This window comes from Microbulbifer sp. YPW16 (assembly GCF_021290385.1).
In the GTDB taxonomy this organism is placed as follows: domain Bacteria; phylum Pseudomonadota; class Gammaproteobacteria; order Pseudomonadales; family Cellvibrionaceae; genus Microbulbifer; species Microbulbifer zhoushanensis.
The window spans coordinates 1,650,052-1,662,629 of record NZ_CP089928.1; the positions used below are offsets into that span (position 1 = coordinate 1,650,052).

The 12,578-nt window shown below is 64.9% G+C and carries 10 protein-coding genes; 9 read left to right on the forward strand and 1 reads right to left on the reverse strand.

What is annotated here, in order from left to right; genetic code table 11:
* Window positions 1-657: 657 nt before the first annotated feature.
* Genes LVE68_RS07080 through LVE68_RS07100 form a run of 5 tightly spaced genes read left to right on the forward strand, consistent with a single transcriptional unit; the run spans window position 658 to window position 6,064 of the window.
* A complete protein-coding gene (locus tag LVE68_RS07080) occupies window positions 658-1,956 on the forward strand; it encodes a S1C family serine protease (protein ID WP_233006322.1) in 1,299 nt (432 codons plus the stop codon).
* Window positions 1,947-3,026 (forward strand): FHA domain-containing protein, encoded by a 1,080-nt coding sequence (locus LVE68_RS07085; RefSeq protein WP_233006323.1) that lies wholly within the window; start codon window positions 1,947-1,949, stop codon window positions 3,024-3,026. Before LVE68_RS07080 ends, LVE68_RS07085 begins: the two co-directional genes overlap by 10 nt.
* The gene (gene hisC / locus LVE68_RS07090) at window positions 3,023-4,117 is read left to right on the forward strand and encodes a histidinol-phosphate transaminase (protein WP_233006324.1); all 1,095 of its coding nucleotides are present in this window, start codon (window positions 3,023-3,025) and stop codon (window positions 4,115-4,117) included. Before LVE68_RS07085 ends, hisC begins: the two co-directional genes overlap by 4 nt.
* Before the next feature lie 44 nt (window positions 4,118-4,161).
* Window positions 4,162-5,028: a penicillin-insensitive murein endopeptidase gene (gene mepA, locus LVE68_RS07095; protein ID WP_233006325.1), complete on the forward strand. Its 867-nt coding sequence runs from the start codon at window positions 4,162-4,164 to the stop codon at window positions 5,026-5,028.
* Between the two features lie 37 nt (window positions 5,029-5,065).
* Window positions 5,066-6,064, forward strand: a complete 999-nt coding sequence (locus LVE68_RS07100; protein WP_233006326.1) for a D-alanine--D-alanine ligase — start codon at window positions 5,066-5,068, stop codon at window positions 6,062-6,064.
* Window positions 6,065-6,362: 298 nt separating this feature from the next.
* Here LVE68_RS07100 and LVE68_RS07105 read toward each other — a convergent pair whose 3' ends face one another.
* Window positions 6,363-6,929, reverse strand: coding sequence for an HNH endonuclease (locus LVE68_RS07105; protein ID WP_233006694.1), 567 nt, complete (start codon window positions 6,927-6,929; stop codon window positions 6,363-6,365).
* 757 nt (window positions 6,930-7,686) lie between these two features.
* On the opposite strand from LVE68_RS07105, the gene LVE68_RS07110 reads away from it, so the two are divergent.
* The 4 genes from LVE68_RS07110 to dxs all read left to right on the forward strand — a co-directional run bounded on the left by LVE68_RS07110 (window position 7,687) and on the right by dxs (window position 12,533).
* On the forward strand, window positions 7,687-9,192 hold the full coding sequence (locus tag LVE68_RS07110; protein ID WP_233006327.1) for a DUF7133 domain-containing protein: 1,506 nt from the start codon (window positions 7,687-7,689) through the stop codon (window positions 9,190-9,192).
* 88 nt (window positions 9,193-9,280) lie between these two features.
* Window positions 9,281-9,544 carry an exodeoxyribonuclease VII small subunit gene (xseB, locus tag LVE68_RS07115; protein WP_233006328.1) on the forward strand — a complete coding sequence of 88 codons (264 nt, stop codon included), beginning with the start codon at window positions 9,281-9,283 and terminating at the stop codon, window positions 9,542-9,544.
* Window positions 9,545-10,456 (forward strand): polyprenyl synthetase family protein, encoded by a 912-nt coding sequence (locus tag LVE68_RS07120; protein WP_233006329.1) that lies wholly within the window; start codon window positions 9,545-9,547, stop codon window positions 10,454-10,456.
* Window positions 10,457-10,619: 163 nt separating this feature from the next.
* Entirely contained in the window at window positions 10,620-12,533 is a 1,914-nt protein-coding gene (gene dxs / locus LVE68_RS07125; RefSeq protein ID WP_233006330.1) for a 1-deoxy-D-xylulose-5-phosphate synthase, read from the forward strand.
* The last annotated feature ends 45 nt before the right edge of the window (window positions 12,534-12,578 follow it).

Consider the following 12,578-nt stretch of genomic DNA (forward strand, 5'->3'; position numbering starts at 1 on the left):
CAGGGCATGGGCATCCTGCCCGCACACACTGCAATGGAGATGTGCCCCTGAACCCTGAGAGCCACTCTACGGATCGCGGGATTACAGGTCGATCACAGGGAATTACAGGCAATTACATGAACGGTTGCACACCGGCTGGGCGCCCTCTTTCGTATCAAGGGGGCGAACCCTGCGCCCTCGTAGAGGGGCGTGGGGAATTACGTAAAACCGTAGGAGCGGACCTTGTGTCCGCCCTGTATCCACGGAGACGCGGCGGACCGGGCGGACACCAGGTCCGCCCCTACGGGGTGGTGTTTTTCCTGGCTCTTAAAAAAAACGGCCGTTTTCCCACCAGTTTTATACGGCGACACCGGGTCGAGCGCTGCGAAATCACACGTAACCGTAGGGGCGGACCTTGTGTCCGCCCTGTATCCACGGAGACACGGCCGGTCCGGGCGGACACGAGGTCCGCCCCGCAAGGCAAAAGACCCGCCTTTCCGGGCGAATCCTGCGGTAACTTCGGCTGCCGGCCAGTGACATGACGGCAACCCAACGACGTTCGCCGCAGCCGCGCCAGTCAACTTATTGACCGCAGGAAGTGCAACGCGGCGCCGTTTGTTGCACTATCTTATATTCCGTAATATCCACGGCCTTCTGCCCATAATTTAATCAGACATAATGTCCACATTTTGCATGCGCCTATTGATCCTGCTGTTGTGCTGTTTTTCCGGTTTCGCCGCGGCGCAGAGCTACGAGAAGCTTTACAGTGATTATCGCGACACGCTGTACCAGATCCGCCTGATCGAGAAATCATCCAACTCCAAGGCCGCCATCGGCTCCGCCTTCCAGATTTCCGCCGACGGCCTGCTGGCCACCAACTACCACGTGGTAGCGGAAGCGGTCAGCGACCCGGACAAGTACCTGCTGGAGTTTGTCTCGGTGGACGGCGACAAGGGCGGCCTCAAGCTGCTGGATATCGACGTGATCAACGACCTGGCGATCCTGCGCCTGGAGCAACCCGGCAAGTCCTACCTGCAGCTGGCCAGCGACACGCCGAAACGGGGCGAGACCATCGTCTCCCTGGGCAACCCGCTGGACCTGGGCATGACCCTGATTCCCGGCACCTATAACGGTATTGCCACCGGCAGCTTTTACGATCGCATCCACTTTGCCGGCTCCATCAACCCGGGCATGAGTGGCGGCCCCGCCATCAATACCCGCGGAGAGGTGGTGGGCATCAACGTGGCCACGGCGGGCAACCAGGTCAGCTTCCTGGTGCCGGTGGGGAAACTATCCCGGCTGCTGTCCCACTACCGCAAGCAGGGCAACTCCGTCGACCTGCATGAGGTGACCGCCCAGCAGCTCAAGGCGAACCAGCAACGCATTATTGACGCCATCCTCAGCGCCGAGTGGAAAAAGCGTGCCCTGGGCGAGGCCAGGGTGGTGGGCGAGATCATTCCCGCCATCCAGTGCTGGGGCAACACCGAGGAAGACGAGGACAACCCGGTCAAGCGCATCGACAAGGGCTGCACCGGCCAGGATGTGGTATTCCTCGCCGACGACTTCAACACCGGCCGGGTGGAGTACGAATTCTTCTGGTTCGAGGCCGACGACCTGCTGCCGGCGCGTTTCTACAGTGAATACGAGCGCCAGATGAGCACCTTCTTCCCCGGCAACGACGCCGGCGAGGAGGATGTCACCAACTTCAACTGCAAGCAGTCATTCACGGCCCAACCCCGCGACCGCCAGCCGGGCGTACCCAAGGCCGAGAGCAAAAAGCCGCCGGTGATCGCCCGCACCAGTTACTGCGTGCGCCGATACAAGGATTTCCCCGACCTCTACGACATCTTCTACCTGAGCCTGAGTGTCGACCGCAAGAACAACGCGCTGGTGAGCCATTTCACCCTGTCCGGGTTTACCCGGGAATCCGCCGAGGCGTTTACCGAGAAGTTTACGAGCGAGATCCAATGGCACTGATTATTGAGGAGCTGAACCGCGCCCGCCATGTGCAGGCGCGCTACCGCATGGACGGCGAGCGCCTGACCCTGGGCCGCGGCTACGGCAATGACGTGATTATCGAGGATGTGCACGCGGACCCCGCCCATGCGGAGATCGTGCGCGATGAGGACGGCGGCTTTGTGCTGCACGACCTGGACAGCGTCAACGGCACCCAGCTGGTGCGCAATATGTACGACAGCTCGATCAAGAGCGAGGACGTGGACCGGCGCCTGATCGAGTCCGGCGACGAAATCCAGGTGGGCCGCACCCACCTGCGTATCAGCCACTCGGAGTCGGCGGTGCCGCCCGCGGTGCCCCTGCATTCCCTCGAGGGCATCCTCGAGCGGCTGTCGCACCCGGCCAAGGCCATCAGCCTGCTGGCGGTGGTGGCGGCGCTGACGCTGCTGCTGGCCTACCTGAATTTTGCCGGTAGGCTGGAATGGACCGCGGTCATCAACCTGGCCATCGGCAGCCTGGTGGGCCTGCTGGTGTACGCCGGTGCCTGGGCGTTTATCGGCCGCGTGGTGCGCCACGACACCCGCTTCTTTGCCCACCTGTCGATCGCCGCGCTGGGGGCGCTGGCCTACACCAGCTGGGAATGGTTTCGCGGCCTGCTGGACTTCAATTTTGCCATCGGCAAGACCATGCCGCTGCTGAACTTTGCAGTGCTGGCTATCATCCTGCCCACCATGCTGTGGTGCGCCTGTTACCTGGCGCTGAATATCTCCCGCGGCTGGCGCTGGGCGGTATCGCTGCTGCTGCCACTGGGCTTCCTGGGCCTGGGGCTGGCGGAGGACATCGCCGGCATGGCCGAGTTCAGCGGTGTCCCGCAGATTTCCACCACCCTCAAGTACGAGGATCTCCTGCTGCGCGAGCCGCAACCCATGCAGGAGTTCCTGGCCGAGTCTTCCGGCCTCTACGATATCGAGATTCCCGAGGAAGAGACCGGCAGCGGCTCAGGGGACCAGGCGCCGGAAGAAACCCCGGCAACCGACGGGGAGTCCCCGCAGGAACGCGCTGACGAAACCGGCATGGAGGAGCAGGCATGAACAATCCATTCTGGAGCCCGGCGCTGGCCGCACTCGAACCCTATGTCCCCGGGGAACAGCCCCGCGGCACCCGGCTGGTAAAGCTGAACACCAACGAGAACCCCTACCCGCCCTCGGCCCGGGCCATGGAGGTGCTGGCGGACCCGCAGTTGCCCGATGCCCTGCGCCGCTACCCGGACCCGGAATCCACCGAGCTCTGCGCCGCCATCGCCGCGCAGGAAGGCCTGGACCCGGCGCAGGTGTTCGTGGGCAACGGCTCCGACGAGGTGTTGGCCCACGCCTTTTACAGTTTCTTCCGCCGCGGCGCCGACGAGCCGCTACTGTTCCCGGATATCACCTACAGCTTCTACCCCGTGTACTGCCAGCTGTATGACATCCCGCACCGGCGGCCGGCACTGCGGGAGGATTTCAGTATTGCGGTGGAGGATTATGCCGGCCCGGCGGCGGGGGTGATCCTGCCCAATCCCAACGCCCCCACCGGCCGCTTCCTGCCCCTGGAGGAGATCGAGCAGCTGCTGCAGCTGCAGCCGGAACGGGTGGTGGCGATCGACGAGGCCTATATCGATTTCGGCGGCGACAGCGCCGCACAGCTGATCGACCGCTACCCCAACCTGCTGGTGATCCGCACCCTGTCCAAGTCCCACGCGCTGGCGGGCCTGCGCCTGGGCTACGCACTGGGGCAGCCGCACCTGGTGGAGGGGCTGCAGCGCACCAAGAATTCCTTCAACTCCTACCCCATCGACAGCGTCGCCCAGCGCCTGGCCGCCGCGGCCATCGGCGACAGCGCCTGGCTGCGGGAGACCAGTGCCAAGGTCATCGCCACCCGCGAGCGGGTGACCACCGACCTGGCGGCCCTCGACTTCGAGGTGGTACCGTCGCTGGCCAATTTTGTCCTGGCGCGCCCGCGCGCGATCGACGCCGAAACCCTGTACCTGCAGCTGCGCGAGCGGCAGATCCTGGTGCGCTATTTCAACAAGCCGCGCATCGGCGATTACCTGCGTATCAGCATCGGCACCGACGCCGAAATGGATGCGCTGCTGGAGGCCTGCCGGGAAATCCAGGCGACACAAGACAAGTCACAGACGCAATAACCGGAGCCTCTATAATGTGCTCTGGAGTCAGCAGTAGAGCGCTTATGTTTACCAGAAAAATGGCATCCCTGTTGCTCGGCGCCGCCATCGCGGCCGCCGGCCCCGCGGCTGCCGGTCCCGCCGGCGGCAATCCCTGGGAAGAGGTGGGGCAACCCGCCAGCCTGTCCCCGGCCAGTATCGGCACCTACACCAATGGCTGCCTCAGTGGCGCCCGGCAGATGCCCCTGCGCGGCGAGGGCTTCCAGCTGGTGCGCACCGGTCGCGACCGCCACTACGGCCATCCCGAGACGGTAAGCTTCCTGGAGGACTTTTCCCGCCGGGTGGCCCGGCAGGACCTGGGCCGCCTGCAGATCGGCGATATGTCCATGGCCCGCGGTGGGCCCTTTTCCTCCGGCCATCGCAGCCACCAGGTGGGCCTGGACATCGACATCTGGTACTCACAGGACAGGCGTGCCGGGGAACGGCCACTCACCGCCTGGGAGCGCGACAATATCTCCGCCATCCCCATGGCCGACACCGAGCAGCATCGCCTGATCGAGAAAAACTGGGACGAGCGAATTCCGTCTATCCTGCGGATAGCGGCGGAAGATGAACGGGTGGAGCGGATTTTTGTCCACCCCACCATCAAGCGCAAAATGTGTGACAGCGCCGGCTCCGACAACGAGTGGCTGCGCAAGGTGCGCCCCTGGTGGGGCCACAATTACCATTTCCATGTGCGGCTGGCATGCCCCGACGGCGAAGCCGACTGCAAGCCGCAGCGCCCACCCCGCGGCGAGCCCTGCGGCAGCGACCTGGACTGGTGGTTCAGCGACGAGTTTTACGCGCTGCTGCGGGCACCGGAAGAGCCGGCACCGAAGGAGAAACCCCGGCCCATGCCGGAACAGTGCGCCCGGGTGCTGACCGCGCCCTGAGGGCGGGAGATACCCGGGCGGAACAGGGACCACAACGATGATCAATACCCTGCTGATATGCGGTGGCGGTGGCAGCGAACACGAAGTGTCGGTGCGCACCGCTGAATTTATCCAGCGCCGGCTGCAGGCATTCGACGACCTGAACATTATCCCGGTGGAGATGGACGGCAACGGTCGCCTGGCGGACACTGCCGGGCGCGTCTTCCAGCTGGGCCAGGACCGCCACCTGCGCGGTGGTGACGGCGACAACGACACGGAAATCCACTACGTGATTCCCGCCATCCACGGCTATCCCGGGGAAACCGGCGACCTCCAGTCGATGCTGGAGCTCTATGGCATCCCCTACTTCGGCTGTGGCCCCGAGGCCAGCAAGACCTGCTTCAACAAGATCAGCGCCAAGCTGTGGCTGACGGCACTGGGGATCGACAATACCCCCTACCAGTTCCTGTGCAGCAACGATGCCGAGGAAGTGGCCAAGGCCACCATGGCACTGGAGGAGTGGGGGGAGATTTTCGTCAAGGCGTCCAACCAGGGCTCGTCGGTGGGCTGTTACAAGGTCACCTCTGCGGACGAACTGGCGGAGGCACTGGAACAGGCCTTCGGGTTGTCGCCCTATGTGCTGGTGGAAAAGTGCCTGAAGGTGCGTGAGCTGGAAGTGGCGGCCTATACCCACGGAGGCAAGCTGGTGGTCACGCCGCCCGGGGAGGTCTGCGCGCCGTCAGACACCTTCTACAGCTACGAGGAGAAGTATGCCGAAGGCAGCCGGGCGGTGACCCATGTGGAGGCACAGGGCCTGAGCGACGCACAGCTGGGCTGGATCCAGGCGGCCTCCCGCAAGGCGTTTACCGGCCTGCAGCTGAAAGACCTGTCGCGCATCGACTTCTTCCTCACCGACGACGGCGATATCTACCTGAACGAGGTGAATACCTTCCCGGGCATGACGCCGATTTCCATGTTCCCGAAGATGATGGAAAACGCCGGCCACGATTTTGGCGAGTACCTGCACGGCCTGATCAAAGCGGCCACCGCGTCCTGATTACCGGCCGGGCGGACACAAGGTCCGCCCCTACGTGATTAAGCGCCGGGAACAACCACAGTACCCGTAGGGGCGGACCTCGTGTCCGCCCGAATCACCCGCCGAATCCAATTCCGTTAAACCAGCCAGCCCTCCTTGCGCCCACTGGAAAACCGCACCCGCAGGAATTCCACCTGGTCATCATTCCGTTGGGCCGGCTCACCGGCGCGGGCCGGCATCCACGTGCCCCGGGAAGAACGCCAATGACCGTAGGGGCGGACCTTGTGTCCGCCCGAATCACCCGCCGAATACAATTCCGTTAAACCAGCCAGCCTTCCTTGCGCCCACTGGAAAACTGCCCGCGCAGGAATTCCATCTGGTCGCCGCGGATCCGCTCGCTGTTGATCAGTGCCAGGTACTCGGCGGCGTTGGGGCAGAACGGCAGTGCCAGCAGGTCCAGCTCGATATCCTCCAGCAGCCGGTTGCCCTTGTGCTGGTTACAGCGGCGGCAGGCGGTGACCACGTTCTCCCACACATCGCGACCGCCCCGGGACACCGGGTGCACATGGTCGCGGGTCAGTTCGCCGGTGCGAAACTCACTACCGCAGTAGAGGCAGGTATGGCGATCGCGGTAGAAAAGCGCGCGATTGGTGAGTGGCGGGCGCCGGCGCGGGCGCGCCATGCGCTCGCCGCCACAGGCGATGATCGCCGACAGGTCGAGGCTGGAGCGCTCGCCAAAGCGGTTAATACCACCGTGCACCCGCTGCACCACGCCACCCAGGGACCAGGTCACCAGCTCGCGCACATAAAGGCATGCGGCCTCCTGCCAGTTCAGCCACTCCAGCGGCTGCCCGGCAAGATTGAGACGCAGGATTCTCGCTTCCATCATGACACCCCCACTCCACCATTCGACCCAAAACCGATTGAAGACACCGGGACCCCCGCAACCGGGGCGCCAAAAACAACAGAATGCAAAAAGCAAAAAGCCCCGCGGGCGAGCCGGCGGGGCTTTGGCTGAAAATCGACAGTGAGGGAGAGAGAGCCCGCCCGGATATAGGAGGCTACAGGAATGGCGGACGTTTCTGGCACTAAATTACTGAATGCTTCACCCTCCGCCGGCCGCATCAAAAAATGGCCGGTTCGTTGAGATTAAAGCGGAATATTGTTTCAATTTCCAGACAGGAAAGCCGCAGGATGACAGTGGCGACACTAATGCGGATGGTGTCACTTTCCCTGGGCGCTGCACCGAGTTGCGGCGGCACCCGGTGAAAAAAACCAGGCGCCCAAATTAAAAACACCGCTCGGGCTTCCCGCCCGAACGGTGCGTCTCACAGGATGGTGCCCAATTCCGTGGGCGGAGCGGCTCACCTTTCCGTGTTCCCTTGCCGCTGTGGTCAGTCCCTTTCGCGTCCTTGCAATTACATTATGGACAGGGCGGGAAAATTTAACAGGGGAGATCGGCTGATTTTCATGTGCGAGATATCTCACAAGCGTATGAGATATCGCACGTGGCGGGCGCGGGCCCGACAGCCATGGGGAGAATTCCGGGGCTGGAGGTAAGGAGAGCCGCTTCGTGAAGCGTTGCTCCGGGCGTTACTCTATTACAAACGATTACAATATCAAGAAAAGGCATAACCAACTTGTTGAAATACGCGCTAACTTTTGTCGCTGCGCTGGTCGCAGGACTCGTGGCCCTGTTATTCCTGACCCCGGGCGTGGATATCCCGTGGAAACAACTGACCGGTGGCGGCGATACCGATGAGCAGACTGTCCAGCGCCAGCTGCGCGCTGCGGAGGGCTACCGCGTCAACCTGTTTGCCGACGACCTGCCCAATGCGCGCTGGCTGGCGGTGACCCGCCGCGGCGACATCATTGTCTCCCAGCCCAAGCGCGGCCAGGTCTCCCTGCTGCACGCGGACCAGGATCGCGACGGGCGCAGCGACGAACGCCGTATCCTGATCGAGGACCTGAATCGCCCCCACGGGCTGCTACTGCACGAGGACTGGCTCTATATCGCCGAGAGCGACGCCGTGGGCCGGGTGGCCTTCGATCACTCCGACGGGCGGCTGGCGGGCAGCTACCAGCGCATCGTCACCGGCCTCGGTGACAGTGGCAACCACTGGACCAAGACCCTCGGCATGGGCCCGGACGGCTGGCTGTACCTGAGCAGCGGCTCCACCTGCAATGTGTGCGAAGAAGAAGACCCACAGCGCGCCACCATCATGCGCTTCCGCCCCGATGGCAGCGGGCTGGAAATTTTTGCCACCGGCCTGCGCAACAGCGTCGGTTTCGACTGGTCGCCGGTCGACGGCGCCCTCTACGCCACCGACAACGGCCGCGACTGGCTCGGTGATGATTTCCCGCCCTGTGAACTGAACCTGGTGGAGAAAGGCGCTTTCTACGGCTGGCCCTACGCCAACGGCGACCGGGTACCCGACCCGGACCTGGGCGTCGACGCCAGCGCCGCGATCCGGGAGAAGATCGCCGCCTCCCGCACCCCGGTGCACAACTTCCCGGCCCACAATGCACCGCTGGGCATCCGGTTCCTGCGCAGCCCGGCCCAGCCCGGGGAATACCGCGATGCGGCACTGGTGGCCCTGCACGGCTCCTGGAACCGCTCGGTAAAAGATGGCTACAAGGTGGTGTCCCTGCACTGGGACGACAGTGGCGAGATTCACCAGCGGGACTTTCTCTGGGGCTTCCTGGGGCCGGACCGGGACGAGGTCTACGGCCGCCCGGTGGCCATTGCCGAGGATGCAGCCGGCAATATCTACATCTCCGATGACTACGCCGGGGCCATCTACCGGGTCACCCGGGGCCAGCAGCGGGAAGCCGTCACCGCTGCGGGCGGTGCGCCGCGGGTCCAGGCCCCACCCAAGCCGGTAGCCATCGACAGCGACGCCGCCCAGCGCGGCGCCGAACTCTACCAGCGGCACAATTGTGCGCAATGCCATGCCGAGCAGGTGGTGCTGGAGAACCTGTCGGGGAAATACACCCTGCGCTCCCTGGCGGACTATTTCGATGCCCCGACACCGCCGATGCCGGATTACGATTTCAGCCGCCCGCAAAAGCGGGCGCTGGCACACTACCTGATGTCACTGGAGCAGGACCTGGGCAATGCCCTGCCGGAGACGTCTCCGGGCACCTGAGTGCCCCGGGCAGCGAGATTGACCGTGGGCGCGGCAGCGGCTAAGGTTGCCGCGGCGCAATATACCACCAGGCTGAGGCAACAGGCTTATGGCAGCAAAAGAGAAACCCGCGACTTTTGAGCAGGCTCTGGGAGAGCTGGAACAGCTTGTGGAGCGCCTGGAAGCGGGCGACCTGCCGCTGGAGGACGCCCTGGCAGATTTCGAGCGCGGGGTGAAGCTGACCCGCGAATGCCAGCAGAAGCTGGCCAGCGCCGAGCAGAAGGTCAAGGTGCTGATGGAGGAGAACGGGGAGGTTCGCGAGCAGCCCTTCGATGCCGGTGATGACACCGACGAGCGCGGGGACGGCAACTGAGTGACCACGCCAGCACAATCCGCTGCCGGGCTGCAGGCTTTCCTGCAGGAGTGCGCTGAGCGGGTCGAGGCCCACCTGGACACCGTCCTGGCCCGGCCCGAACCCGGCGCCGAGACCCTGCACGAGGCCATGCGTTACGCGGCCCTGGGCCCGGGCAAGCGCCTGCGCCCGGCGCTGGTCTACGCCAGTGCCGCCGCCATCGACAGCCGCGCCGTCCGGCCGGAACTGTGCGACACCGCCGCAGCGGCGCTGGAATGCATCCACGCCTATTCGCTGGTACATGACGACCTGCCGGCCATGGACGACGACGACCTGCGCCGCGGACGCCCCACCTGCCATATCCAGTTTGATGAAGCCACCGCCATCCTCGCCGGTGACGCCCTGCAAACCCGCGCCTTCGAGTCGCTGGCCGACTGCGATGCACCCGCAGAGCTGCGCCTGCAGCTATTGCAGGAGCTGGCCCGGGCGTCGGGCGCCCACGGCATGGTGGCAGGCCAGGCAATCGACCTGGCGGCGGTCAACCGGCAGCCCGGCCTGGCCCAGCTGGAACACATGCACCGGCTCAAGACCGGCGCGCTGATCCGCGCCAGTGCGCGAATCGGCGCCCTGATCGCCGGCGCCGACCAACAGCGCCTGGATGCGGTGACCACCTACGCCGATGCCATCGGCCTCGCCTTCCAGGTGCAGGATGACATCCTCGATGTCACCGCCGATACCGCCACCCTGGGCAAAACCCAGGGTGCCGATGCCGCCCGCAACAAACCCACCTATGTCTCCCTGCTGGGGCTGGAGGGCGCGCGCAGCAAACTGGCCGCGCTGCACCGCCAGGCCCTGGATAACCTGGCCGGGCTGGGCGGCGACTGCCGCCTGCTTGAGCAACTGGCTGACTTTATCGTCCAGCGCAGTCACTGACGCTACCGGTGCCGGCCGGAAGCCCCTGGCGCCCCCGCCAACCGGGATGCAATCTGCCCCCCACAGGCATACAATCCCCTGTTTGAATTGGTTGCAATTGATACCAGGCCCGTCCCCGCCGCCCCGCGGCCGCGCCCGCCCTGGTGTAGTTACAGGACACTCGATGTTCGACGAAATCCCCCGTACACGCCCGCACACCCCGCTGCTGGATTCCATTGACGAGCCGGCGCAATTGCGCGCCCTGGATGAGCGCCAGCTGCCGGAGCTCGCCTCCCAGCTGCGCGAGTACCTGCTGTACAGCGTCGGCCAGAGTGGCGGGCACTTCGGTGCCGGCCTGGGTGTGGTAGAGCTGACCATTGCCCTCCACTACATCTACAACACGCCGGAGGACCGGCTGGTGTGGGATGTGGGCCACCAGACCTACCCCCACAAGATCCTTACCGGGCGCCGCGAGCAGATGCACACCATGCGCCAGCAGGGCGGCCTGTCCGGCTTCCCCAAGCGCAGCGAGAGCCCCTACGACACCTTCGGCGTGGGCCACTCCAGCACCTCGATCAGCGCGGCACTGGGCATGGCCCTGGGCTCCCCGGAGGAGCGCAAGGTAGTGGCCGTGATCGGCGACGGCGCCATGACCGCCGGCATGGCCTTCGAGGCCCTGAACCACGCCGCCCACACGGGTCGCGATATGCTGGTGGTACTGAATGACAACCGCATGTCCATCTCGAAGAATGTCGGCGGCCTGGCCACCTACTTTGCCCGTATCCTCGCCAGCAAGACCTACCTCAGCATGCGCGAGGGCAGCCGTAAGATACTGTCCGTGATCCCCAAGGCCTGGCAGCTGGCCCGGCGTACCGAGGAACACGTGAAGGGCATGATCACCCCCGGCACCCTGTTCGAGGAGCTGGGCTTCAACTATGTGGGCCCGCTGGACGGCCACAACCTCCACGACCTGGTGCATACCCTGCGCAACCTGCGCAGCCAGCGCGGCCCCCAGCTGCTGCATATCGTCACCACCAAGGGCAAGGGCTTCGGGCCCGCCGAGGAAGACCCCGTGGGCTACCACGCGCTGAACAAGCTGGAGCCGGAACCCAAGGTACAGGTGGCCGTGCCCGGAGAGCGCAAGCTGCCCAAGTACCAGCAGGTATTCGGCCAGTGGCTGTGCGATATGGCCGAGCAGGACGAGAAGCTGGTCGCCATCACCCCGGCGATGTGTGAGGGCTCCGGGATGGTGGAGTTCGCCGAGCGCTTCCCGGACCGGTTCCACGACGTGGCCATCGCCGAACAGCACGCGGTGACCCTGGGCGCCGGCCTGGCCTGCGAGGGCCAGAAACCGGTAGTGGCCATTTACTCCACCTTCCTGCAGCGCGGCTACGACCAGCTGGTGCACGACGTGGCAATCCAGGACCTGGATGTCACCTTCGCCATCGACCGCGCCGGCCTGGTGGGCGAGGACGGCCCCACCCACGCCGGCAGCTTCGACCTCACCTTCATGCGCTGCCTGCCCAATATGGTGATCGCCGCGCCCAGCGACGAGAACGAGTGCCGCCAGCTGCTCTACACCGCCTACCAGCACGAAGGGCCCGCGGCCGTGCGCTATCCGCGCGGCACCGGCACCGGCGTCCGTATCGAGGAGGCCATGCAGGCCCTGCCCATTGGCCGCGGGCGCCAGGTGCGCGATGGTCGCCGGGTGGCGATCCTGAACTTCGGTACCCTGCTGGCCCCGGCCCTGGAAGCGGCCGCACGCCTGGACGCGACCGTGGCCGATATGCGCTGGGTGAAGCCCCTCGACGAGGCCCTGATCGATGAACTGGCAGCGGGACACGAGCTGTTGGTGACCGTGGAGGAAAACACCATTGCCGGCGGCGCCGGCAGTGCCGTGGCCGAGTACCTGAACGCGCGCGGCACTATGGTGCCACTGGCGCAGCTGGGCCTGCCGGACCGGACCATCGAACACGGCAAGCACAAGGACCTGCTGGCCGCTGTGGGCCTGGACGCGGATGGTATGGAAGAACAGATCCGCCGCCGGCTGGCACAGCTCGATGAGAAAAACATAAAGGGCCAGGCGGCGGCGTTTTAGTGCGCCGCCCCTGCCGCCCCGCAGAATAATTATTCAAGACCGCCT